Origin of the sequence: Candidatus Tisiphia endosymbiont of Beris chalybata, from assembly GCF_964026555.1 — a bacterium.
GTDB lineage: Bacteria > Pseudomonadota > Alphaproteobacteria > Rickettsiales > Rickettsiaceae > Tisiphia.
On record NZ_OZ032159.1, the window covers coordinates 896,835 to 920,812 of the forward strand.

Genomic DNA, 23,978 nt, shown 5'->3' on the forward strand with positions numbered 1-23,978 from the left:
CTCGATAATTGAACTATGACCTTATTAGGCTATCCTATTCTTTTGTCAATCTTAAAAAAAAGTCGAACATGGCGTTTATTATCTATTATCCTCCCATATTCCCCTTATCCAGAATTAACGTTAGAAGAGTTTATCATTACTGTGTATTGTTTCATAGAAGAAAAAATGACTATAATAACCAAAAATATCAAAGTAAGGAAAGCAGGATTTCCACCTTGCTTAAGTGACGTGGAAGCATTAACAATGGAAGTGGTGGGAGAATTTATCGGTTTGCACCAAGACAAGCAGATATGGGAATATTTTAAACGTCATTTTCAAGAATGGTTTCCCAATCTAAAGAGTAGACCGTCTTATGTGAAGCAATGTAGCGGTCTTTTATCTATTAAGAACATGCTGCTTGCCGACTTGTTTAAGAGTGCAAGCAAATCAGATCTGCATATGATAGATGGGGTACCGATTCCTGTAATAAATTTGGCCCGAGCAACGAGAGGGCGATGTTTTAAGGAATACGCTGACTATGGGTACTGCGCTTCGAAAGATAGCTATTATTACGGTTTTCTAGGACACGTATTAATTAATGAAGAAGGTCGAATAGCTGGATTCATGATAACTCCTGCTAATGGGTCTGAACGTGAAGCTCTGCAAGTAATGTCTCCTAATATTAGTGGCATGGTACTGGGCGATAAAGGCTATCTTGGTCAGGATTTAAAAGATGAGTTGGCCACCAAAAACATTGATTTACAAACACCTTTAAAAAAGAATATGAAGGATAATAGATCCAAGAATTTCCTTAAATGGATTACTGCTACTCGTCGTTTAATTGAAACTGTTATTGGTCAGCTTACAGAACGTTTTGCTATTAATGCTATCAGAGTTAAGAGTTACTGGCATCTACAATCTCGCATCGCTAGAAAATTACTTGCTCATACTATTGCTACATTTTTGACAAAGTCTTTAAAACTTGTGCCAACACAACTCGAAAAATTAGTTACCTGCTAAAAAAAAGTCGAACATGGCGTTAAGATAGTGAGTAGTTGATTATTATCCCAACCAGCTGCTTTTCTAAGCTGCTTGATAGAATCCCTTTTTTGCTTAGCCTTCTGTAATACCATTTCCCCATTATAAGCAGAGATATTAGATTGATAGAATGAGTAATTTATGATATAAAGCTAGGTAATAATGAAATAATAGGAAGTAACAAGGAAATGCCTAAAGTATCAAAAATGATAAATGACGAATTAGTATTAAAAGCAAGGGAAGCTTTGAATAACGGAGGGAAGAATGGTGTTGTAGTAACAAGATTAAAAGCCATACTAGCATCGAGTAAGCATGGTATTAAGAAAGTAGCGGAAGTTTATGATATCAACAGATCTTCGCTACATAGATGGGTTGCTCTATTTCGAGATCAAGGCATTGATGGTCTCAAGAACATAGCAAAGCCTTCTAGATCAAAATTAAATACTGCTCAAAAAGATGAGATTAAAACTTTGATAAAGAGAGACAGTAGTATTACGATTAAGAAATTAAAGATAGTGATAAAAGAAAAATTTGATATAGATATAGAAAAATCTAGTATACATAGAATGCTAGGGGCACTTGGGTTTAGGCATATTACTGGTAGAAAGAGGCATTACAAAGCTGACACATCTTCTCAAGAAGAATTCAAAAAAAAATCTACAACAAGTACACCAAGATAATCCTATGGTACCTATTTATTTTTTTGATGAGACTAGGTTTGGGACCAATACAAAACATGGTTTAGGATGGTTTGAAAAAGGCAGTAGGACTCCAGTTCCTACAAAGCTGGGATTTAAATCATTTTATCTTTATTCTGCTACAAATCATAGAGATGGAGACTCTTTTAGTTTAATTATTCCGAATGTTGATAAGGCCTGTATGCAAGTTTTTCTTAATGAATTTGCGAAACATATAACTACAAAAGTTATACTAGTGATGGATGGAGCTGGATGGCATAAAGGTCTTACAATACCAGCTAATATTGAGATTATGTACTTACCACCATATAGTCCAGAGTTAAATCCTGTAGAGAGGTTGTGGCAACATTTAAAAGATTCGGTATTAAAAAATAAAGTTTACGATTGTTTAACTAAACTTGAAGATGCTGTAATTGAATTTATTCAATCTATTTCAATAGAAACTATAAAATCTATATGTAATTGTTCATATATCTATTTATAATAGGGAAATGGTATAATACATTCAATGCCATGTGTTTAATAATAGCTATATTTTGAGGAGCATTACCTTTTCTAATACGTGAATCATCATCTCTAAAACTAACATCCAAAATCCAGTGCACACTATTCTCAATAGCCCAATGAGATCGGATTGCCATACCGATTTTTACTGCTTCTTGCTCTAAAGAGCTAATGTAATATCTTGTTTCTTCAGATAAAACTCCTTTTATTTCTCGTTTACTTATAACCTCTATAATTGTCTTAAGCTCCGGCCAATTATGTTGCTCCTGTAATTCTTGTGGCATAGTAACAGCTCGATAAATCCGTTCTTCAATACGTCCATGCTCACTTCCGTCAGTTGTTTGATTGATATCAACTGACAATTCATTCAGCAACTCTTTATCTGCAAATACTAACTTAATATCTTGGTGTAAATTTCCTTGATTACCTTTTAATGATAGTATGTAATCTGCTTCTTTATCGATAATTGCTTGGGCAATCTCTCTTTGACAGCCCATAGCATCAATGGTAACAATAGCTCCTTTTATGTCTAGAATACCAAGTAATTTAGGTATTGCTGTAATTTCATTACTTTTATCAGATACTTTCTCTTGTGCTAACACTGTTCGACATTCACTAGCAAAAGCTGATACCATATGTAATGGATTCTTATCACCATCGAATGTATGACGAGACACTTTCCCATCTATAGCTATATGTGTGCTACTTGGAAGTTTTAAGCTACTTGCCCAAACGGTAAAGCATGTGCTGAATGTTTTAGGATCAAGTACTCGAAAAAAACGTCGTAACGTATCGTCAGAAGGAATTCCATTAGCATATGGAAACACCGTACGTAAAAATTCTAATTTTAACCTGCCAAATCGTTCAATATCTCGCCAACCTTCTGCTCCACAAATAATTGCAGTTAAAGTCAAAAATAAAATCTCCTCCACACTATGAAGCTTATTCCTATCAACTCTATGATCATTTATTCCATTAATAAAGTCTTCAAAACTTTCTCGTAATTCTTCTTCTCTCATGGTTACCACTCACTTATTTGTAACCACTACTATAATAATTTTTATTCAATATTACTTATATAATTTTTTATATGAGGCAGCCCTGGTAAAACCCCTAGGTTGTGTTGACAAAAAAAATAAGGTTGAGGTATAAGAGATAGAGGATTGCAATAATAATACTAAGTGGTAGTTTTCAGTCATTGAAACAAAGAAACCACCACAATGAAGTATTACATAAATGAACGAGTATGGGAAGTAATTATAACATTTTTAAAACAAACTAAAGGAATACATAGCCATGATGAAGCTAGCTTAAGGAAATTTATTGAGGCGATATGGTTTGTAACCAGGAGCGGATGTCAATGGCGCCTTTTACCTGAATATTATGGATATTGGTACAGTATTTATCGTAGATTTAAGAGATGGGTAGAACAGGGTATATGGGAAGCATTAATGGATTATGTAACAAGGGATGCAGATATGGAATCAACTATAATCGATGCGACTATTGTCAGAGCACATGCTTGTTCATCTGGGTATCACAAAGGCAATCAAGAGCAAGCAGCCTTAGGTAGAAGTAAAGGTGGTTTTAGTACTAAAATTCATACTAAAGTTGATGCGCTTGGTAATCCTTTGAAGTTTATTCTGACTGCTGGGCAGAGGAACGATATTACTCAAGCTGAAAATCTTACCAAAGATATCCACGATATTACCTTGATAGCAGATAAGGGGTATGATAGTAGTGCCTTTGTAAAAAGCTTAGAGAATAAGGGTTGTAAGGTTGTTATTCCGCCGAAATGTAACCGTAAAGTACAACGTGAATACGATAAACATATTTATAAAGAACGACATTTAATAGAATGTTTTTTCAGTAAAATTAAACATTTTAGACGCATATTCTCTAGGTTTGATAAAATTCCCGACACCTTCTTAGCTTTCCTAAATTTTGCAGGAACTTTAATTTGGTTACGTTAAATTTTTTGTCAACACAACCTAGACAATTATCGTATATTTATTATAGTTAAATTCAAACAACTATCATCCAATTTAATCTAAAATATAGTTTTTATCAAACAAAACCAAATTTATGACCAATTTCGCATATCTTAGAATCTCTCAAGACCAACAAGATATTAAAAATCAGAAGTTTGGCTTGCTAGAATATTGCAACAACCATAATATCAATCCAGTAAAATTTATCGAAGATACAGCAAGTGGCAAAATCTCTTGGAAAGAACGAGCTATTGGCAACATTTTAGAAAAAGCAATAAAAGGTGACTTAATTATAGTAGCTGAGATTTCTAGGCTTGGAAGATCAACTCTGCAAGTCCTTGAAATATTGGAAGCTGCTACAAAAAAAGAAATATCCGTACATATAACTAAAAATCATATTGTCATAGATGGTTCTATCCAATCTACAATAACTGCTACAATTTTAGGACTCGCTGCTCAAATAGAGAGAGAATTTATTTCCAGTAGAACTAAAGAAGCTTTAGCAAAGCTTAAACAAGACGGAATAAAACTTGGTAGGCCTAAAGGCCAAGCACAATTACTCAAACTTGATAACTGCCGAGATGAGATACTCAAATACTTAAAAAAAGGAATTAATAAAAGAGCTATCTCTAAACTAATTGAATGCTCCCCTTCTACCTTATATGAATGGCTTAATCGCAGAAGACTATCAAATGATTAAATTTAAAAATTTAATATTTCTTATATGGTAAATAATCTTGATATCACTCCTAACCTTGCACGCACACTCATAGATAAGCAATTCCCAGAATATGCCCATTTGCCTATTATCTCAGTTAAAAAGCAAGGTCATGATAATCGTACTTATTGTTTAGGTAACGATATGCTGATCCGTATGCCAACTAACGAATCCTATGCATTAAACGTATCCAAAGAACAAGAATTATTACCAAAGCTAGCACCACACTTAAATGTCAATATTCCAACCCCAATAAAAATGGGCGTGCCTTCAACAGATTATCCGTATCCATTTTTTATTTACAACTATCTTCCGGGTACAAGTATTAATCTTCTAACTCTCAATAATAAGGATTTGGAACAGCTAGCTTTTGATTTAGCCAAATTTCTAAAAGAATTACAAGCAATTAATGAGGTTAAAGCACCTCAGCCAGGTCAACATAATTGGTGACGCGGCAACCATGTAAGCATTTATGACAAAGATACTAGAGAACAAATTATAAAACTCTCAAATATTATAGATAGTAATAAAGCAATGCAGTTATGGGAGATTGCTTGTAAAACCAAATGAAGTAAAAGCCCTGTATGGATTCATGGTGATTTTGCAGTAGGCAATATGCTAATCCAAAATGGTAAGTTATTTGCCATTATTGATTTTGGCGGTATGGCATGCGGTGACCCAGCTTGTGATCTTATTATAGCATGGACCTTTTTAAAAGGGAGGGCACGTAAAATATTTATTAAGGAAGTAAATTTGGATGAAGATACCTGGCTGCGCGCTAAAGCTTGGGCTCTTTGGAAAGCATCGTTTGAATTATGTCAGATACTAGATCAAAATATTGTAGAATCATTATTACAAAAAAGAATCATCGAGGAGGTTTGTGTTGGTTTATAGGCATAATGTTATTACAACTCTTATTTTAATGTTATTATTATCTTCATGTGTTAAACAAAATAATTTTAGTAGGCGGTTTTGTGGGTAATAGTCGTTTTGGATGGAATGAATTCACTTTCACAGGATTGAATTGTCCTAACGAGGCCCATAAAAAGAAGTTAGTTCCATCCAAATCAGAAGAAAATTTAACCTACTAAACAAAGCCTGCACTTATAACGCTTACGGTTAAATGATTATGTCAATTAGTAAGTTCGTTATCAATAATTGAGCTTGAATTCTCTCCAGAAATTTGAGTTAATTCCTTTTCTTGGTTATCTAGAGCTTTCTTTATAACAATTTGTACTGTATTTTCTTCTAAGAAAGAATTAGGGGATATGCATGTTAGCGCTAAAAGGATTTTTTGCAAAAAAGTTTGAGGAGGTGTAGATTTGTTATCAGCTTCCCAGTTAATCATATAAAAATCCTTTAATTGTAATTATTTTAAAATAGATGGTGAAAATATATTATATATACTTAATTTGCAATCTTATTTAATTAAAATTTTAATTCTTATTAAAGAGATCTCTGCAATGATTTTGTTTGGGTATAGGTAAATTTTACAGTTAAAAATATATTATACATGCATTATATAGAGAAAAACGTTTAGTAATATTACTTGGAGGAAAGAAAGCTTTGACTGAATGATAAAATCTATAACTAAACTATTCTAAGATTCATAAGTGGCTAATTTTGTGTTAAATTTACTCTAGTAAAATGCCATGCTATATTACTAATAAAGCTATTATAATAGATTAAAAATATTGTTATGTTTACCAAAGAACAGTTAATAAACATTGGAGCAGAAAAATTAGCAGAAATTATTCTATCGCTGCATAAGAATAGACCAGACCTTCAAAAGCAATTAGAGATAATTTTTGCTGGCTTTGATTCAGATCCTAAAAAAATTATTTCGATGATTAAAAAAGAAATAGCATCTTTAAAAAGATCCAGTAGATTTGTTGATTACTATGAATCTGATGCTCTTGCTGATCAGGTGAATCAAGTGCGTATTCATATTATGGAAGACTTATTACCTAAATCTCCTGATCAAGCTATTGAGTTACTGTTAAATTTTCTAGATATTCACCAAAATACTTTAAATCGAGTTGATGATAGTAATGGCACAGTCGGAGATGCCTTTCAACAAGCTTGCGCTGATTTAGGTAAAGCCTATGAACACACTACTAATACCTTAGATGATGTAGTAAATTTAGTTTATGATCGTTTCATGAATAATGACTATGCTGTTTATGATAATATTATCTGGCATTTTAAGGATGTGCTCAAGGATAATGGATTAAGTCTATTAAAACAAAAACTAGAAAAATCTGTTAATCAAAAAAACACTACGACAATCAAAATCGGACTGGAACAGATAGCTGATTGCCAAAATGATGTAGATGCTTATATAGAAGCTTGTTCTTTCACTGGTAAACCACATGCCCATGATCATTTAGAAATCGCGAAACGCCTTATCAAGCATTGGCGTGGTATAGAAGCAATTGAGTGGCTAGATTCTATAGATCTTCCGGTAGCTCATAGCTGGTATCAAGATAAACAAGCTTTAAAAATACAAGCTCTAGATTTATGCGGTAATTATAAGGCAGCACAAGCAGAAAGACTAAATTGGTTTGAAACTACTTTAAGTCCTAAAGTTTATAGTGAAATCTTGAAACATGCTGAAGTAGATTTTATAGAATCGTTTCAAAAAACTGCTATCCAAAAAGCTTTAGATTTTCCCAATCCTCATATCGCTCTTATCTTTCTAAAAGAAATACAAGAATTTGAACAAGCAGCAAAATTAGTACTACTGAAAATTGATGTTCTAGATGGCAGTAATTATTATACTCTACGTCCTATAGCAGATATTTTATGCAAAGTTGATCCACTAGCATCAACATTACTATATCGTAAAATGATAGAGCCTGTTTTAGTAGGAGCTAAATCTAAATATTACAATTATGCTGCTAAAGATTTAGCTACATGTCATAATTTAAGCTCTCAAATCACTGATTGGCATAAATACCAAAACCATCAGCTTTATTTTGAGGAAATATCAAAACAACATAAAAGAAAAACTAGTTTTTGGCCTGAATACGCCTCAGCATTAAATAAACAAATAGCCAAAGACGCTAAAATAGCTAGTAAGAATAATGATTAAAGTAATTTATAAACTAAACACCTTTCATCTATAAGCTACAATGGTATAAAGTAAGATCGATTAAACACCGACCATCATTTATTGCTTTCTTGTTAATCAATATACTGATGTATCATCTAATTAGTGATATTTCCTAAAATAATTTTAAATGGTTGAGCCGAATCATGTGTTGATTGAAGTTAATTAATTTTATATTGTTGTAAATATGAATCTAATAATGCTGAGTCAATATTTTTAATTACTATTAATTTTATATTTGAATTATAACCTAATACCATTTCCCCATTATAAGCAGAGATATTAGATTGATAGAATGAGTAATTTATGATATAAAGCTAGGTAATAATGAAATAATAGGAAGTAACAAGGAAATGCCTAAAGTATCAAAAATGATAAATGACGAATTAGTATTAAAAGCAAGGGAAGCTTTGAATAACGGAGGGAAGAATGGTGTTGTAGTAACAAGATTAAAAGCCATACTAGCATCGAGTAAGCATGGTATTAAGAAAGTAGCGGAAGTTTATGATATCAACAGATCTTCGCTACATAGATGGGTTGCTCTATTTCGAGATCAAGGCATTGATGGTCTCAAGAACATAGCAAAGCCTTCTAGATCAAAATTAAATACTGCTCAAAAAGATGAGATTAAAACTTTGATAAAGAGAGACAGTAGTATTACGATTAAGAAATTAAAGATAGTGATAAAAGAAAAATTTGATATAGATATAGAAAAATCTAGTATACATAGAATGCTAGGGGCACTTGGGTTTAGGCATATTACTGGTAGAAAGAGGCATTACAAAGCTGACACATCTTCTCAAGAAGAATTCAAAAAAAAATCTACAACAAGTACACCAAGATAATCCTATGGTACCTATTTATTTTTTTGATGAGACTAGGTTTGGGACCAATACAAAACATGGTTTAGGATGGTTTGAAAAAGGCAGTAGGACTCCAGTTCCTACAAAGCTGGGATTTAAATCATTTTATCTTTATTCTGCTACAAATCATAGAGATGGAGACTCTTTTAGTTTAATTATTCCGAATGTTGATAAGGCCTGTATGCAAGTTTTTCTTAATGAATTTGCGAAACATATAACTACAAAAGTTATACTAGTGATGGATGGAGCTGGATGGCATAAAGGTCTTACAATACCAGCTAATATTGAGATTATGTACTTACCACCATATAGTCCAGAGTTAAATCCTGTAGAGAGGTTGTGGCAACATTTAAAAGATTCGGTATTAAAAAATAAAGTTTACGATTGTTTAACTAAACTTGAAGATGCTGTAATTGAATTTATTCAATCTATTTCAATAGAAACTATAAAATCTATATGTAATTGTTCATATATCTATTTATAATAGGGAAATGGTATTACATAATTTGTATGTTTTGTTTATGTATTTTCCATTTTTGAGATAAAAAATCAATTATTTCTTGATTAGCTTTACCATTTTCATTGAAGATGTGAAGCTATGGCAAAGTCGTCCTTTAGATAGAGTGTATGCAATAGTATTTTTTGATTGTTTAGTAGTGAAAGTACGTCAAGATAAACGTATTATCAATAAGTCTGTATATGTAGCATTAGGTATCGATTTACAGGGGCGAAAGGATGTTTTAGGATTGTGGATCAGTGAGAATGAAGGGGCAAAATTTTGGCTTAGTAATTTTACTGAGATGAAAAATAGAGGTATGCAAGACATGTTAATTGCTTGCAGTGATAATTTAACCGGTATGTCTGAGGCAATAGAAGCCGTATTTCCAAAAACCGAACATCAATTATGTATTGTACATCAGATTAGAAATAGTTTAAAATATGTATCATATAAAGACCGAAAAGAATTGGTAGCTGATTTAAAGCCTATTTATACAGCTAGCACAGAAGAAGAAGCACATCTTGCTTTAGAATTTTTTGAAGGTAAATGGAATAAACAATATCCACAAATTGCTAAATCATGGTATGCTCATTGGGACAATTTAATGGTTTTTCTAGGGTATCCCGAAGCAATCAGGAAGGTAATTTATACAACTAATAGTGTGGAATCTGTCAATAGTCAATTACGTAAAGTTACTAAAAATAAACGGGTTTTTCCAAATGATAACTCTGTTTTTAAGACCCTATACTTGGCAATTGATTATATGACCAAAAAATGGTCCATGCCTATCCAAAATTGGAATGCAGCCATGGCTCATTTTTTAATCAAATTTGAAGAAAGAATTTAAGGCCTTTGAAAAAATTTACACACTTAACTGGAAAGACTCCGGGGCTTTTCTCAATTTTGGGAAATCCCCATACTATACAAATGAAGCACTAGAACCTGCTACATCTATTGAGCTAGTATCACTTAATGAATTTACACCTAATAAATTATCTACTTCCTCAAATCTTTCTTTAAATTCTTGATTTTCACGTAAATCATTATATGAAGTAAGGATAATATTGCTAATAACGTCTTGGTATTCCTTATTACCTATAACAAACTTCTGAGCGTCTTTCAAAGCATCAGTTAATACTTTAAATTCCAATTCTTTTAATTTTGGGGTACGTTTATTAAACTCATCAAATACTCCAAGTAATTTCTTAAACTCTTCTATTTTACCCCTTCCAAGAAACCCAGCTAAAACAAGTTTCTCAGCTTCAAAGAAAGCGCTCTTTCTTTCTTGACTAATCGCAGGATTTTTATCATAAAATCTCGTCTGAACCCAATTTACAACCCTATCTAACCTATTTTCTCTAATTGAATCAGCTAAAAATTCAGTAAGGTGATCCCTTGCTGATTGATATTCTAGCATTTCTCTTCTTCTCATAATTCAATCCCTCCATTACTTTTTTAATTAAAATCAATATCTACACCGTATAACTGAGCTTCCTCGACTTCTCCACTAGTAAAGAACAATGAACGATCAGCAGCAATATCACTATGAAAGATTCCTATTTTATCTGCTTCTTGATTACGAGTATTTATAAAAATTTGTTGTTCTTCGCCTTCCATGCCATAATCTTTGATAGCTAATACAGAAAAAGTTTTTAATATATCCAAAGCGTAGTTGTCACTTATATAATCCTCATTATTAGCTTCTCTAAACCCTTCCTGAAATGAACTAAAGGGCAATATAGATAGATAAGCATGATCTACAACTTTCTTAGCTAGCAAAGATGGATTTAAATCTTCTTCACGAAACACTATTTTATCATTATAACCTATAGCGCTATTTACCTGATCTTTCCTATACTCTGATCCATTTTTAATATGGTAAGCTGCTTTTCTAATTCCCTCTGCAGAAGGAAACACATTAATTAAGTTTACAGCTTGATTTTTTTCTGATTCATTAGCTGGTACCAATACCTTTGCTTCTAAAGGCTTAAACTCAAATGTAGCATATAAGTGCTTTGTTATATGATACCTAATATGATCCAATGCTTCTTCTTGTCGCTCTATATATAACTTTATAGATTGCAAAGAAATATCTTCATTATAGCTATCCTCCAATTCCTCTGCTAATTCTTTAATCTTTATTTCAGTATTATATTTTTCATTATATTCTTTAATTTTTGGCTGTATCTCAACATCATCATCTCTATCATTTATTAGAAATATAATCTTATCTAGCATCTTTAACGCATCTATAACTTTTTTAACTCTATTACCTTCATTTGGTACAATTCTTACCTTTGGATCTTGTCTTTTTTCAGTCTGTAATTTACCTTCTTCTGCAAGTTTTGCCGCCTCATCATGAGTTAATATCTCAAATTCTTGCCCCCTAGAATCCTTAGCTTTCGCTGCTGTAGAGTAGTAACGAATTTCATTAATCAAAGTATTTCCTTCTTCAGGAAAGGAAGTATAAAGCCTCTGATTAAATAGGGTCAACATTAATCTACCCACAGCTTCATAGGCAATGCTTATTGTATTTTCATCCTGGATTGCTTCTTGCAGTGAATCTATAGAGTAATCAATAAACTTACCCATACTTCTTACATAATTTGCTCTGTATTGTTCTACCTGACGTTCATCAAAGATATTGTCTTCCTCTATTCTCTCAATTATTCTTTCGTCATTTATTAAATATTTGTTTGCCCCTCCTCTTACATTTTTCATCGTGACGTGATAGAAATCTTGAGTAAGTTGCAATTTTTCCTTAAGATCATTATACTCTGTACGATTAAGGCATAGCCCAGATTGATCAGATACAAATGTCTTCATAGGCTCTGCCAACTGCTTTATTAAATCAGATTCTAGGATATCCTCATTCTGTACCTTTGACTTTATAAAAAGTTCTACAAGAGAATATGGCGTAACATGGCGCATTTGCTTTTTATAGCTTCCTGAAACTGGAGGACGACCTAATATTACTATCTTATTACCTTCCTCAGCGTCAAGAACCACATCTATAAGCACTTTATCACTCATGCTCACTCCTGTTACAGCATTTAAAAAACCATGAATTTTAGATTTTTTTACTTGAGAAAATCCAGGATCATTTAATTCTTCCATCAAAAATACTCCCTTTCTATCATAAATAAAAACTGCTACGGTTTTTGTAATTACAACTTATAATTATGAGTTATATCTATCAAATAGCAAACTAACACTTTTGTTAAAAAATGCGGTAAAAATCCTAATATTTTCAGGAGTTTCATTCTAATACTAAATTAGTAAGATGATACAAGACAATATTTAATTATTATCTTAGTTTATACTAACTTTAGTACAAACTAAGTAGCATTTTTGTATAAGTACAAACAGTAAAAATACAAAACCTGTTTTAATTATAAGGTGTTATTTTTAGAAAGCAATAAATTTTGCAATTTAATTTAAATTTATTAATCTTTTTTTTATATTGTTTAGATATATAACCAGATAACACAATTCTGCAAAATAAAATATAAGTATCAGAACCATTCAATTTAAGTGCCAATTTTTAGCTATTTAAGACCCCTGCAAAATAGTTATATTTTAAGATATTGGTACAAGTAAGTATAATATATACAAAATTAATGAATTAATAGCAAAGTAATGTTCTAGCAATGGCTGTATTCTCCTGGACATTGGCACAACTCTAATCTTTGATTTCTTACCATAAGGGCCACCTTTACCCTTAATCTGCAGAGCTTTTTGTTGCCAAAGGACATTTTGAGAGGTAAGAGCGCATAACTCAGATACCCTGAGACCTGTATCTAATAGGGTCCAAATTATTAGCTTTTCCTCAGTTGTCTTACAGATATTAGATAACCTATCTGCTTCTTCTATTGTTAATGGTTCTCTAACATATTGATAAGTCATATAATTTTTTGCTTGTTATTTTAGAACAGTTCGCTTTTACTAAAAAAGTATGAATATAGTTCACTTTATTATTAATAGATAGCAAAGAAGTTACTACTAAGCAAGACAAGTATTTATCTGCTTTGGGATAATTTTATAAATCTTATGACTAACAATGGTTGTTCGCATTTAGGGGCCGAATACGAACTGCAAGAAAATGTTTAGTCATTGGCAATGTCTAAATTACACCTATAAGTGCAATTCAATTATGCAAAAAAAAGCAATTTATTCCTACAGGTGACAATTTATCCGATCAATTTATCCTAAATAATTTTGAAGTTGGTAGACAAACAAATAATCCTACTTCATGTCAGATTAGGCCTACACTTGCCTTATCACTCAGTATTTGCTTGACGATACCCTAGATATTTTCTAATATCCTGATTATATCTTTGGGTGAAATGACAAGTAGGGACCAGATCCAACATTAGGGAGTGTATTGTGGCAATATTTTAGGTAATTTGGTAAAATTATCTTAGGATAATTTGATCGTATAACTATTATTATACGTTGTGATATCACCAAATTGATCGTATAAATGGTATTTTTATAGTAAATTATCTATATAAAAACTAATCGTATAATAAGTTATGCCCAAAATAAAAGAAATTGAAGATTTGATAAAGTACTAAAAAATCTTAATAAATCAGAATGTACATTAACTAATTATTAAGTTTTTTAATTAACTTATAGCGGGTTGCTTTACCTTGTCCTAAACGGCTTAGTCGTTTCAAGTCAACTAATTTCTTAATAATAGACTCAACTGTACGTTCAGGGAAACCTAAAGCAGTTACAGCGTCCTTACGGCTAAATTCAACAATTGCTTTGTTATTTATCCAATTCCATAATTCTAATTGTTTTTCAGAAAGTAAATATTCTATATTATCTCCTTCTATAATCTTGAGAGCTTGATTACTTTGAGATTTTACAATATTGAGAAAAAACATAAGCCAAGGGGTTATATCTTCTGAGTTGGTTTTCCAAGTAGATTGAGTTTTGTTGAGTGCCAAGTAGTAATCAATCTTACTAGCTTCAATACTACGCTCGTGAGAGGCTACTTGAGTAAAATAATACCCTTGTTGTAAAAGCATTAAGTTGGTAAGAAGTCTGCTAGTTCTACCATTTCCATCTTGAAATGGATGAATTGCCAAATATTCAAAAACAAAGTTAGCAATTAAGATTAAAGGATGTTTTATTTTATTTGTTATTGCCCAATTATACCAATCTATTAGCTCCAACATTTCTTTTTTAACTAAATAGGGTGGTGTAGGCTTAAATATTATACCTACGATATTGCCAGCTTGATCTTTTGCTTCAACACGGTTAGTACCAAATTTGTAATTACCTCTATGTCTTATATCTTTATGACTATGAATTAACATATCATGATGCAATTTAAGAATTGAAGATTCACTTATAGGCACATCATTATAATTGCTAAAAACTAATTCTAGACATTGTAAGTAACCAACTATTTCTTGCTCATCGCGAGTTTTAAATTTTTTGACTCCTAAGTTTTTATATAAGTTCTCAACTTCAATATCGGTTAAACGGTTACCTTCAATACGGTTAGATGAACCTGTAGAGGTAACAATTACAGAACGTGTCAAACGTTCTATGGTTTGAGGCAACAATCTATCTGTAATATGCCAGGTATTTTTCACTCCATCGATTTCTGATATGATACTATAAATACTCTCAATAGCTTCAGGTTTAAAATTTAATCTTGCTTGAACTCGATATTCTTGCCAAATCATATTAATCATACACACGTTATATGTGAGATTATGTGATATCGTGTGAATAAAGTCAAGAGATCTTTGATCATTTTAGAAATTTAGTTGCAAATGAAAATATAAACATTGATGAATTATTAAATTTTAATATAGCATAAGAATTCATTGTAAATAAATTATTATACGATTAGTTTTGTTATAGATACATTCTTAGTAAAAGCTTAACAAGTCCTAATATACAAAGGTTTTCTATTCGTATAATAATAGTTATGCGATTAGAAATTTGTAAGATAATTTTTAGAAAAATACATAAAATTTGCCAAAAAACCTCTCTTAATGTCGGATTTGGCCCCTACTTGTCATTTTACCCAATGTTGGAGCTAATAGATTGGTATAATTGGGCAATAACAAATAAAATAAAACATCCTTTAATCTTAATTGCTAACTTTGTTTTTGAATATTTGGCAATTCATCCATTTCAAGATGGAAATGGTAGAACTAGCAGACTTCTTACCAACTTAATGCTTTTACAACAAGGGTATCATTTTACTCAAGTAGCCTCTCACGAACGTAGTATTGAAGCTAGCAAAATTGATTACTACTTGGCACTCAACAAAACTCAATCTACTTGGAAAACCAACTCAGAAGACATAACGCCTTGGCTTATGTTTTTTCTCAACATTGTAAAATCTCAAAGTAATCAAGCTCTCAAGATTATAGAAGGAGATAATATAGAATATTTACTTTCTGAAAAACAATTAGAATTATGGAATTGGATAAATAACAAAGTAATTGTTGAATTTAGCCGTAAGGACGCTGTAACTGCTTTAGGTTTCCCTGAACGTACAGTTGAGTCTATTATTAAGAAATTAGTTGACTTGAAACGACTAAGCCGTTTAGGACAAGGTAAAGCAACCCGCTATAAGTTAATTAAAAAACTTAATAATTAGTTAATGTACATTCTGATTTATTAAGATTTTTTAGTACTTTATCAAATCTTCAATTTCTTTTATTTTGGGCATAACTTATTATACGATTAGTTTTTATATAGATAATTTACTATAAAAATACCATTTATACGATCAATTTGGTGATATCACAACGTATAATAATACTTATGCGATCAAAAATCCTAAGATAATTTTGAATACAAAGAAAACCACCAAAAAACGTCTCCTAATGTCGAATCCAGCCCCTACTTATCATACACTGTGGCCTATCATATCACCCAAAATACAGTAGAAGATAGATTCCTTAAAACACAATAAGCAAATTGACCAGCTTTGCACCCCCCCTCCAAGAATTATTAGAAGAAACTGCTAAAATCACTCAATCCATAGCAAAATCTGGGAGACAGAAAATTAGCAATCCTAAACAACAACGGGAAATTATCCATAAAATGCAAACAGGACCTACTAAAACTGTAAGCACTTCTAATTTACTTATGCCACCTAACACTCCTAGTAATGTGAGATTATCATCAACACGTCAACGTTAACTGACTAGAAAACAATAAATATGGTAAGCACTAATACCTATTTACAATATTATTAAATTTTGAACATTTATCATCATAGTAAAGCTTAACATTACCTATTGGCCCTTTACGGTGTTTGGTAATAATTATTTCAGCCATATTATGCGATTTATTTAGTTTCTCTATCCATTCTTTGTGTTCAAGAGTATTAATCTGTGGCTCCTTACCTTTTAGATAATATTCTTCTCGGTATATAAACATTACTATATCCGCAGCTTGTTCAATCGAACCAGATTCCCGTAAGTCTGACAAAATAGGTCTTTTATCTACTCTTTGTTCTACAGCTCTAGATAATTGTGCTAAAGCAATGATAGGAATATTCAACTCTTTTGCTAAAGCTTTTAATGCACGTGTAATTTCTGCTATCTCTAAAGTCCTATTATCTACTTTTTCAGTACATTTTATTAATTGTAGATAGTCAATAAATAATATACTAAGGTTATTCTGACGCTTTAACTTCCTGGCACGACTACGAATAGCGGAAATTGTTAATGCTGGTGAATCATCAATAAAAAGAGGTAAATTATTTACCTCCGCAATAGTCTGCCTTATTTTATTATAATTTTCCTCATTGATTTTTCCATCAATAAAGCGAGTAGAATCAATCCCACCCTTCATTGAAACTACTCTCGAAATTAAATCTACAGATGACATCTCTAAAGAAAAAAATCCTATAGATTGCTTCTCACTAGATATTTTAATCTTATCACAAGCACTTACTGCCAAGTTTAAAGCAAAAGCTGTTTTACCCATAGACGGACGACCAGCAAGTATTACTAAATCTGAATTACGAAATCCGCCTAATTTACTATCCAAATCAACAAAACCAGTGGAAACACCTATAATATGGCCAGGATTCTTTACTATCTGATTAATATTTTCTAGCACCTCAGAAGTAATTTGAGCAGAACTAATAAAACCACTCTTTACAACATCTTCATTTGCTAAACTATATATTTTACTTTCTAAAGCTTCCACCTGAGTCCTAGCATCATCAAGAATTGAGGTACTACTGGCACTTTTTATTGCCTCTTGACTAATCTCAATCAGTTGGCGTTTTATTGATGCATCATAAACAATACGTCCATAATCACGTATGTCAATTACCATAAAAGCTAATGTAACTAGATTAGCTAAATATTTTGAATCATTCACCTCCTGAAATACAGGCTTATTTTCTAATAAGTTTTTAACTGTTAAAAGTGTAATTTTAATATTTGTCTCAATTAATTTCAAAAAAGATCTATAAATCTCTTGGTGTATCTCAATAGAAAAATGTTCTACTTTTAAAAAATCTTCTACTCTCTCTATATTATGTTGATTAACTATGATAGCACCTAATACTTTTTGTTCAGCTACTATAATCGACGATAGATCATCTTTAATTAACTTTAGCTCACTATTAATCATTTATAATCTTCATATATTAATAATTATATTGTTATAATTATTAATACTATATAAACAGTAATAATTGTTTGTACTGTTACTATTGTTTATATAGTATTTTTAGGCCTACCAGTTTTAATTTTTTCTACCTTCTGTATAGAAAGTAACATATCTTCATCTGACATTTGACTTAATACTATTAAACCAGCTCTTACAATTTCCGATTTGTTGGCGCTGTAATGTTTAGTAAGCAATTTATTTTTACATAAATTAATTAGCTCATAATCTTTTACAGATATAGTAAAAGTATCTCTTATAACTTTATTAGCATTATTTGTACTAGTATCTTGATTAGGAAATTTAGAGTCACTCTCAAAAATCTGATCTGCTTTTGCAAATTTATCATTCGTAAAATTATAATAATTCTTTTTCTTTGCTGCTCTACGTTCTTCTTCTAGGCTACCCCTTAACGATTTTGCTAACACCTCTTTCATACAAACCATTTTTATTATACAAACACTTTTAACTATATAAACTATTTATACAGTTAAAAGTGTTATTATCTCTTTTTTTAAATTATTTATTTCATATATTGCCTTCTCAGCACCTTTTATTCCATATACTACTTTACCTAAAGCTGCAGCTTGTCTATATACTGTACGCAAGCATACTCGAGATTTTAACATTTCAATTCCAAAATCATGCAAAACTTCTAATACTTCTTGAGTTAAATTAAGATTTGACTGACACATATTGATTACCAACCTAGCCATCAATCCATCATTAACACTTTTTATTCTTTCTATTAACTCCTGAATTCCTACTGCAGCCCATAAATCAGCAGGACTAGGTACAATAGGTATTAACACTAAATCTGAAATCAACAAAGCTGACTGAGAAATCTGACTATCAACAGCTGGAGGGCAATCTATAATAATATAATCATATTGCCCCATATATTTTTTTACCTCTTGATGTACTTTCATCCCAGCAGCACTGAGACCAGCAATATACGCAGGAAATGGATCATCCTCTTTAGCATTTGAAGCCCATCGTGTTGCAGTACCTTGAGGATCAGCATCAACAACTAAAATTTTTAAGCTATCATGTCCTAAAGCTCCAGCTAACTGCATAGTAATAGTAGTCTTACCACAACCACCTTTTTGATTAGCTACAGTAATAACTTTTGTCTTTTTCATAAAGCTCCAACGTAATTAACTTCTGAATTATTATCAATAAAATAGTTTAATACAAACAGTATATATTATATATACTGTTTGTATAATTTATACTTAATCTAATAACTCTTAAATTCCAAATATTGAATATTTTTATCAAATCTATTCAATACATCCAAAATGTAGCTACTATAGTTATTACAAATCCAACTCGCTTTAAAATCTGTATCTGCTTTAATAATTACTGTATTTTCTCCATATTGTTCTATTTTTAAATCATTAAACCATGATCTAAAAATATGAATTCCATAATTCTTTAATAAATTCTCCTTCAGCACAAGTGCTATTCCTATTTCATTAGATAATATTGTTTCCATAGTGGAAACAATATCTACACATTCTATATTTTTTTTAATATCTGGTGTTGTAACCGGTATCCAACCTTCTTTAAGAGCAGTAGAATAATATCCTTGAATAGACTTTATATCTTTCCCTCCCATAAAATCATTGTAAGTCAACTCCATTGCCTTTCTTACTTTTTTATCACCATACTTATTTATATCTTTTTGTATTTTTTCTAAAGATAATCCAAGGGTAGTAGCATTTTCCTTCAACCAGGCATCCGCAATCATAACATCAACATTTTCATTACTAATACCAGCTTTAACATCACTTAAATTAACATGTATTGGTAGCTTACGACTTACATTAAAAGCAACCTGTGTAATCTTTCTATGTTCTCTTTTAGATATTAAAGTAACATCAATATCGGACTTTTCATTTATTTCCTTCAAAGCTGGTAGCACAGCTTGAGCTCTAAAAATAGCATAATTATCATAAGATTTATTTCCTAATATTCCTAATAACCTACGCAAATTATCTATAGTAATATAGTCAGTAGTAATTATATTTCTTCTAGAAGAACATAAAATCTCTAATAAATATTCCCATAAAACCAACGCATGCTTATTCTTTAAATTCCTTTGTATTATTAAATTCAATTTGGCATAAATATTCGGATTAAAAAGCATCTCACGTAAAGATTTACTATATGTATAATATACATATCCCTTTTCTATACGTACATCAGCTAAAAATGTCGTCACTCCCCAAGAATTTTTCTTATCCTTATTAAAAATATTCCATTCTAACTGAAATTTATTCAATGTCTTGAGATCAACTTTAACTAGATTAGTCACTTCACTATTTTCTTTCCATCCTAAAGACTCTAAGATCTGATTTAACCTTATCGAGTGTACTTTATCTTCCAATATATTTTTATAAGAATGATACAAAAGAACATTAGCAATTTTTCTTTGATTTAATGTTAGTATATTATTTATGTGAACTGCTGCTGTATGTTTAATTAAATCAAACTTCGTCATATAATTTTAAAAATAAAAATATTATAAATATAATTTTAATATTTAAAACATCTAATTATAGATTAGTAAAGAAAAAAGTTGCATTTTAGCACTTGTTTTTAATAATTACCTAATAAAATTACTAAACATTGATTATCTAAAAACAAATATGATACTATTAACCTCATATAATACTTTTTAATGTTTGCCCTACGAATTTTTAATGTTTGCCTCATTCAATAAGGCATACAAATAGGCTTTCTTTATGCTCTCTAAATACTTTTAAATAAGTATAAACAATAAAAACACTCTAAGGAGTGGGAAAGTTTTTATTAAATTCTTTTTTTTCTAATTCATTCATAAGATAAATAGCTTGACTACCTAAAAACTCAATGCCTCTAGACTCGTAAAAGTTTTGCAATATCTTTAGGGTAGAAAGATGACATCGTGGATAATCTAAATTGGCAGTTTTTTCAATACGTAATAATGTTGCTCTACTAATACAAGACATCTTGCTTAATTCATCAAGTGATAATCTTAAAGCAGTACGGGCTGCTCTAAATTGGAAAGTTGTAAGTTTTGTAGAAACCATTTGTAGAAACACAATATAAATATTCAAGATACAGGCAAGGAAATATATAAAATACCATCAGAGATATGGGTACTATAGTTTATAGTGCTCAAATTCTCTAAATTAACTATATAACATTATAGCATAGGAATCTCCTGTAACTAAAAAAATCATATGATGCAATGAGATCGCTTATAAAAGCCAAAACATTATTTATTTACAGTGATATACTTGCCTCTACCAAAAATTAACTCAATAATAAAGCATTACCTCACTAATATAAGAGTTATTTTTTTAATTATTAAATATGATTTAGATTAGATGAGGACCTCTAATTGGTTTTGATCTACATCTTCATTACTGTTTATAATGTTTTTGAATGAGCCATTTGGTAAAATTTTCATCAGCTTTACCTAGGCCTAGCTGTGAAGAGTATTCGTATATCTCTTTAATCAGAGGAAATATGTTGCTATACCTTATAGCAATCGGATAGTTAATTAGTTCAAGCTCATTGATTATTTTATTAAATGTATCACGGAGTAAAGAAATATTAAGTATGGAATCAGGATTATCCTGATCTAATAACAATTCTTGAATTTCAACATTAAAAGCCCCGGCTATAGATTGTAGTACCTCTATAGTGGGATTTTTTGAAGCACCTCTAAATATATTTGTAACACTTCTGCTTTGTCCAAGTTTATTCTCAAGGTCAGCAACACGCCAATTTCTTTCTTTTAAGAGCCTTTCAATATTTTTCTTAATAATCAAGTGTGACATTTTGAAGATCAAATAGATTTAAATATACATTTTTAGTTGACAACAGAATGTATATATGTACACTAAAACAAAAGTATATTAATATACCTTTATGTTATAAATATTAACTGTATTGATAAACTAAAACCTGTACAGGGTAAAGTAGTTTATTAAACAATTTATCATAGTGCTATTAAATAACAAGATATTTTAGGCTTAATTATGGATAGTGAAATTACAGAACAGATAGAAGAAGCACAAGATTCTATCCTTACTAATATAGAAGAAGAATTAGATCCTATTACCAAAGCTATTAGACAAGAAATCCTTCTAAGGCAGTTCAATATTTTAAAAAATTATATTGCAGGTAATCTCGATGCAACAGTAGATAAATATGATGATCAAGAATTCAACAATTATCTGAAAAATATCAATAATCGAGAAATAGTTAATCAAATATTTCTCGATACTAAAGTAAAATCTGAATTAGAGAAAGTAGAGATAGAAGGTTACAAGAAAGTTCATCATAATTTTGCTGATCGGTTTCAAGCAATCAATTGGCAAGATAGTGAAGAGCAAGGAAATATTAGGTCCAAAATAGTTAAAAATGATCTTGGTGAGCAACTAGCTATTCTTAAGGAAACAACTTATAAAACTAGTGAGATAGTTTATCTGGCAGATGGTACAGGCAAACAAATCAATAATTATAGGACTATAGATCTACCAGTAGGGTTGGACAATAAAACTGGTCCTATGCATTTGTCATTAGTGCTGAAAGATGAGAATGGCAGAAATATTTCTAAAGAAAGGGCTGTATATTTTACCGCTCATTATGATAGTCAAGGTAAATTACAGGAAGTCAGTAGTCCTAAACCTGTGAAATTTAATGGTGAAGGAGATGAAGCAATAGGTTATATTGAGCATCAAGGTCATATTTATACTTTACCAGTAACTCAAGGTAAGTATAAGGAAATGCTGCGTGCTTTAGAACAAAATAAGGGACTAGAAGTGAATCTTTCTCAAGTTGTAAGTCCTTCTTCAGATTTAATAGTTACTTCTAACAAGATTAACACTGTTAATCAGGATATACCCCAACGAACATTAGTGCAAGATAAGATACAATATCATCAAGAGAGAAAAAAAGAAGCTGAAGAAATTTTACAAAAAACATCTGAGTTTTATAAATTAGCAAAAAAAAATGCAAAATTCATCGTAGATACATTAGAACTTGCAAAAAAGAAGAATGATACTAGTAATAGGTTATTATTAGAAACATTTGTAGCACAGTTCCAAAAAATTCATGGTGTTTCACCTAAGCAAGCAATTAGCAAATATCAAGAGATTTTGGATAAATCACTGCCAACAATTACTGCTAAAGATCAAGAAAGAGAAGAATTACAGCAACTTACTCAGCAAAATCCTGCTATAGCAGAAAAAGCTGTAGAAAAACATTTAATTAATCATGCAATAGAATATCAGAAAGAACAACAAGTAAATCCAATTAGTAAAGTATCACAATGGTTTAAGCAAGCTATTAAAACTTGTGGTTCTATGCCTTTTTCCTTAAGAGAACAACAATTAACTAAAGTTACCAAAATAAAAGACAAGGCTGCTAAAATGGCTTATGAGACAGAACAGCTGATGGCAAGGGTGGAAGCAGCTGACCAGTCTTGGTATAAACAACTTCAAGAAACCCAAATATGGGCTACGAGTTTACCAGAAGATAATCCAAGTAAAAAAAGGTTTATTACTTTTATTAATCTACTGTTAGAGCAGGAAGAAAAAATTAAAACAGGCAAGTTGCTAACAACCAGTACAAAAAAAAATGAAACTTTAGGGAAAGAGCATGAATCAGGTAAGCAAATTAATCAAGCAGTTGAAAATGTTGCACAAGAACAGGACATAGCTAATAGTTCTTGTAAAACTAAAACTGATGAAATGATTGCGAGGTTGACTGCTATGAATGATCCGTTAAATAAAAAACAATTTTTAGAAAAAACAACTAAAGATTCTAAATTAGATATTAAAACTGATATAATAGTACCTACACTTGCAACAGCAAAAATTCAATTACATAAAACCCAAGTAAATAAAAGGTAA

General features: G+C 30.9%; 24 protein-coding genes and 1 pseudogene. 13 read left to right on the forward strand and 12 right to left on the reverse strand.

Annotated elements, in window-relative coordinates; all coding sequences use genetic code 11:
• Positions 1-15 precede the first annotated feature (15 nt).
• From AAGD44_RS04310 to AAGD44_RS04320, 3 genes are all read left to right on the forward strand, one after another.
• The gene (locus AAGD44_RS04310) at positions 16-999 is read left to right on the forward strand and encodes an IS982 family transposase (RefSeq protein WP_341763540.1); all 984 of its coding nucleotides are present in this window, start codon (positions 16-18) and stop codon (positions 997-999) included.
• A gap of 206 nt (positions 1,000-1,205) precedes the next feature.
• Entirely contained in the window at positions 1,206-1,697 is a 492-nt protein-coding gene (locus AAGD44_RS04315; protein ID WP_341763541.1) for a helix-turn-helix domain-containing protein, read from the forward strand.
• A 4-nt stretch (positions 1,698-1,701) separates the two neighbouring features.
• Positions 1,702-2,199, forward strand: a complete 498-nt coding sequence (locus AAGD44_RS04320; RefSeq protein ID WP_341763542.1) for an IS630 family transposase — start codon at positions 1,702-1,704, stop codon at positions 2,197-2,199.
• Here the strand turns inward: AAGD44_RS04320 and AAGD44_RS04325 are convergent.
• Positions 2,168-3,238, reverse strand: coding sequence for an ISAs1 family transposase (locus AAGD44_RS04325; RefSeq protein WP_341763543.1), 1,071 nt, complete (start codon positions 3,236-3,238; stop codon positions 2,168-2,170). The two genes, AAGD44_RS04320 and AAGD44_RS04325, sit on opposite strands and share 32 nt — an antisense overlap.
• Before the next feature lie 201 nt (positions 3,239-3,439).
• Between AAGD44_RS04325 and AAGD44_RS04330 the strand changes: the two genes are divergently transcribed.
• The 3 genes and pseudogenes from AAGD44_RS04330 (at position 3,440) to AAGD44_RS04340 (ending at position 5,822) form a co-directional block, all read left to right on the forward strand.
• The gene (locus AAGD44_RS04330; protein WP_341763544.1) at positions 3,440-4,192 is read left to right on the forward strand and encodes an IS5 family transposase; all 753 of its coding nucleotides are present in this window, start codon (positions 3,440-3,442) and stop codon (positions 4,190-4,192) included.
• A gap of 112 nt (positions 4,193-4,304) precedes the next feature.
• Positions 4,305-4,910, forward strand: a complete 606-nt coding sequence (locus AAGD44_RS04335) for a recombinase family protein (RefSeq protein WP_341763545.1) — start codon at positions 4,305-4,307, stop codon at positions 4,908-4,910.
• A 24-nt stretch (positions 4,911-4,934) separates the two neighbouring features.
• A pseudogene (locus AAGD44_RS04340) lies at positions 4,935-5,822 on the forward strand (aminoglycoside phosphotransferase family protein).
• A gap of 238 nt (positions 5,823-6,060) precedes the next feature.
• Here the strand turns inward: AAGD44_RS04340 and AAGD44_RS04345 are convergent.
• The gene (locus AAGD44_RS04345; RefSeq protein WP_341763546.1) at positions 6,061-6,276 is read right to left on the reverse strand and encodes a hypothetical protein; all 216 of its coding nucleotides are present in this window, start codon (positions 6,274-6,276) and stop codon (positions 6,061-6,063) included.
• 351 nt (positions 6,277-6,627) lie between these two features.
• Between AAGD44_RS04345 and AAGD44_RS04350 the strand changes: the two genes are divergently transcribed.
• From AAGD44_RS04350 to AAGD44_RS04365, 4 genes are all read left to right on the forward strand, one after another.
• Complete coding sequence (locus AAGD44_RS04350; RefSeq protein ID WP_341763547.1) at positions 6,628-8,022, forward strand: DUF6880 family protein; 1,395 nt, start codon at positions 6,628-6,630, stop codon at positions 8,020-8,022.
• A gap of 371 nt (positions 8,023-8,393) precedes the next feature.
• Positions 8,394-8,885: a helix-turn-helix domain-containing protein gene (locus AAGD44_RS04355; protein WP_341763541.1), complete on the forward strand. Its 492-nt coding sequence runs from the start codon at positions 8,394-8,396 to the stop codon at positions 8,883-8,885.
• 4 nt (positions 8,886-8,889) lie between these two features.
• Positions 8,890-9,387 carry an IS630 family transposase gene (locus AAGD44_RS04360; protein ID WP_341763542.1) on the forward strand — a complete coding sequence of 166 codons (498 nt, stop codon included), beginning with the start codon at positions 8,890-8,892 and terminating at the stop codon, positions 9,385-9,387.
• A 76-nt stretch (positions 9,388-9,463) separates the two neighbouring features.
• On the forward strand, positions 9,464-10,249 hold the full coding sequence (locus AAGD44_RS04365; RefSeq protein ID WP_341763548.1) for an IS256 family transposase: 786 nt from the start codon (positions 9,464-9,466) through the stop codon (positions 10,247-10,249).
• A 72-nt stretch (positions 10,250-10,321) separates the two neighbouring features.
• On the opposite strand, the gene AAGD44_RS04370 is transcribed toward AAGD44_RS04365, so the two are convergent.
• From AAGD44_RS04370 to AAGD44_RS04385, 4 genes are all read right to left on the reverse strand, one after another.
• On the reverse strand, positions 10,322-10,834 hold the full coding sequence (locus tag AAGD44_RS04370; RefSeq protein ID WP_341763549.1) for a hypothetical protein: 513 nt from the start codon (positions 10,832-10,834) through the stop codon (positions 10,322-10,324).
• Positions 10,835-10,857: 23 nt separating this feature from the next.
• Positions 10,858-12,519, reverse strand: coding sequence for a hypothetical protein (locus AAGD44_RS04375; protein ID WP_341763550.1), 1,662 nt, complete (start codon positions 12,517-12,519; stop codon positions 10,858-10,860).
• Positions 12,520-12,981: 462 nt separating this feature from the next.
• Positions 12,982-13,308, reverse strand: a complete 327-nt coding sequence (locus tag AAGD44_RS04380; protein WP_341763551.1) for a tyrosine-type recombinase/integrase — start codon at positions 13,306-13,308, stop codon at positions 12,982-12,984.
• Between the two features lie 701 nt (positions 13,309-14,009).
• Positions 14,010-15,113 carry a Fic family protein gene (locus AAGD44_RS04385; protein ID WP_341763552.1) on the reverse strand — a complete coding sequence of 368 codons (1,104 nt, stop codon included), beginning with the start codon at positions 15,111-15,113 and terminating at the stop codon, positions 14,010-14,012.
• Between the two features lie 239 nt (positions 15,114-15,352).
• On the opposite strand from AAGD44_RS04385, the gene AAGD44_RS04390 reads away from it, so the two are divergent.
• Complete coding sequence (locus AAGD44_RS04390; protein ID WP_341763553.1) at positions 15,353-16,033, forward strand: Fic family protein; 681 nt, start codon at positions 15,353-15,355, stop codon at positions 16,031-16,033.
• A 323-nt stretch (positions 16,034-16,356) separates the two neighbouring features.
• Positions 16,357-16,581, forward strand: coding sequence for a hypothetical protein (locus AAGD44_RS04395; RefSeq protein ID WP_341763554.1), 225 nt, complete (start codon positions 16,357-16,359; stop codon positions 16,579-16,581).
• Positions 16,582-16,611: 30 nt separating this feature from the next.
• On the opposite strand, the gene AAGD44_RS04400 is transcribed toward AAGD44_RS04395, so the two are convergent.
• The 6 genes from AAGD44_RS04400 to AAGD44_RS04425 all read right to left on the reverse strand — a co-directional run bounded on the left by AAGD44_RS04400 (position 16,612) and on the right by AAGD44_RS04425 (position 21,899).
• Positions 16,612-18,030 (reverse strand): replicative DNA helicase, encoded by a 1,419-nt coding sequence (locus AAGD44_RS04400; protein WP_341763555.1) that lies wholly within the window; start codon positions 18,028-18,030, stop codon positions 16,612-16,614.
• Between the two features lie 86 nt (positions 18,031-18,116).
• Positions 18,117-18,503 (reverse strand): hypothetical protein, encoded by a 387-nt coding sequence (locus tag AAGD44_RS04405; RefSeq protein ID WP_341763556.1) that lies wholly within the window; start codon positions 18,501-18,503, stop codon positions 18,117-18,119.
• A 45-nt stretch (positions 18,504-18,548) separates the two neighbouring features.
• Positions 18,549-19,208, reverse strand: coding sequence for a ParA family partition ATPase (gene parA, locus AAGD44_RS04410; protein WP_341763557.1), 660 nt, complete (start codon positions 19,206-19,208; stop codon positions 18,549-18,551).
• A gap of 98 nt (positions 19,209-19,306) precedes the next feature.
• Entirely contained in the window at positions 19,307-20,572 is a 1,266-nt protein-coding gene (locus AAGD44_RS04415; RefSeq protein ID WP_341763558.1) for a replication initiation protein, read from the reverse strand.
• A 289-nt stretch (positions 20,573-20,861) separates the two neighbouring features.
• Positions 20,862-21,143, reverse strand: coding sequence for a hypothetical protein (locus AAGD44_RS04420; RefSeq protein WP_341763559.1), 282 nt, complete (start codon positions 21,141-21,143; stop codon positions 20,862-20,864).
• 336 nt (positions 21,144-21,479) lie between these two features.
• Positions 21,480-21,899, reverse strand: a complete 420-nt coding sequence (locus AAGD44_RS04425) for a helix-turn-helix transcriptional regulator (RefSeq protein WP_341763560.1) — start codon at positions 21,897-21,899, stop codon at positions 21,480-21,482.
• 201 nt (positions 21,900-22,100) lie between these two features.
• On the opposite strand from AAGD44_RS04425, the gene AAGD44_RS04430 reads away from it, so the two are divergent.
• Positions 22,101-23,978 carry a Sca4 family protein gene (locus AAGD44_RS04430; RefSeq protein WP_341763561.1) on the forward strand — a complete coding sequence of 626 codons (1,878 nt, stop codon included), beginning with the start codon at positions 22,101-22,103 and terminating at the stop codon, positions 23,976-23,978.

Excerpts from the sequence above, each read along its gene's own strand:
- AAGD44_RS04310 (WP_341763540.1), top strand. The coding sequence starts at position 16 with ATGACCTTATTAGGCTATCCTATTCTTTTGTCAATCTTAAAAAAAAGT.
- AAGD44_RS04315 (WP_341763541.1), top strand. The coding sequence starts at position 1,206 with ATGCCTAAAGTATCAAAAATGATAAATGACGAATTAGTATTAAAAGCA.
- AAGD44_RS04320 (WP_341763542.1), top strand. The coding sequence starts at position 1,702 with ATGGTACCTATTTATTTTTTTGATGAGACTAGGTTTGGGACCAATACA.
- AAGD44_RS04325 (WP_341763543.1), bottom strand. The coding sequence starts at position 3,238 with ATGAGAGAAGAAGAATTACGAGAAAGTTTTGAAGACTTTATTAATGGA.
- AAGD44_RS04330 (WP_341763544.1), top strand. The coding sequence starts at position 3,440 with ATGAAGTATTACATAAATGAACGAGTATGGGAAGTAATTATAACATTT.
- AAGD44_RS04335 (WP_341763545.1), top strand. The coding sequence starts at position 4,305 with ATGACCAATTTCGCATATCTTAGAATCTCTCAAGACCAACAAGATATT.
- AAGD44_RS04345 (WP_341763546.1), bottom strand. The coding sequence starts at position 6,276 with ATGATTAACTGGGAAGCTGATAACAAATCTACACCTCCTCAAACTTTT.
- AAGD44_RS04350 (WP_341763547.1), top strand. The coding sequence starts at position 6,628 with ATGTTTACCAAAGAACAGTTAATAAACATTGGAGCAGAAAAATTAGCA.
- AAGD44_RS04355 (WP_341763541.1), top strand. The coding sequence starts at position 8,394 with ATGCCTAAAGTATCAAAAATGATAAATGACGAATTAGTATTAAAAGCA.
- AAGD44_RS04360 (WP_341763542.1), top strand. The coding sequence starts at position 8,890 with ATGGTACCTATTTATTTTTTTGATGAGACTAGGTTTGGGACCAATACA.
- AAGD44_RS04370 (WP_341763549.1), bottom strand. The coding sequence starts at position 10,834 with ATGAGAAGAAGAGAAATGCTAGAATATCAATCAGCAAGGGATCACCTT.
- AAGD44_RS04375 (WP_341763550.1), bottom strand. The coding sequence starts at position 12,519 with ATGGAAGAATTAAATGATCCTGGATTTTCTCAAGTAAAAAAATCTAAA.
- AAGD44_RS04380 (WP_341763551.1), bottom strand. The coding sequence starts at position 13,308 with ATGACTTATCAATATGTTAGAGAACCATTAACAATAGAAGAAGCAGAT.
- AAGD44_RS04385 (WP_341763552.1), bottom strand. The coding sequence starts at position 15,113 with ATGATTAATATGATTTGGCAAGAATATCGAGTTCAAGCAAGATTAAAT.
- AAGD44_RS04390 (WP_341763553.1), top strand. The coding sequence starts at position 15,353 with ATGCGATTAGAAATTTGTAAGATAATTTTTAGAAAAATACATAAAATT.
- AAGD44_RS04400 (WP_341763555.1), bottom strand. The coding sequence starts at position 18,030 with ATGATTAATAGTGAGCTAAAGTTAATTAAAGATGATCTATCGTCGATT.
- AAGD44_RS04405 (WP_341763556.1), bottom strand. The coding sequence starts at position 18,503 with ATGAAAGAGGTGTTAGCAAAATCGTTAAGGGGTAGCCTAGAAGAAGAA.
- parA (WP_341763557.1), bottom strand. The coding sequence starts at position 19,208 with ATGAAAAAGACAAAAGTTATTACTGTAGCTAATCAAAAAGGTGGTTGT.
- AAGD44_RS04415 (WP_341763558.1), bottom strand. The coding sequence starts at position 20,572 with ATGACGAAGTTTGATTTAATTAAACATACAGCAGCAGTTCACATAAAT.
- AAGD44_RS04420 (WP_341763559.1), bottom strand. The coding sequence starts at position 21,143 with ATGGTTTCTACAAAACTTACAACTTTCCAATTTAGAGCAGCCCGTACT.
- AAGD44_RS04425 (WP_341763560.1), bottom strand. The coding sequence starts at position 21,899 with ATGTCACACTTGATTATTAAGAAAAATATTGAAAGGCTCTTAAAAGAA.
- AAGD44_RS04430 (WP_341763561.1), top strand. The coding sequence starts at position 22,101 with ATGGATAGTGAAATTACAGAACAGATAGAAGAAGCACAAGATTCTATC.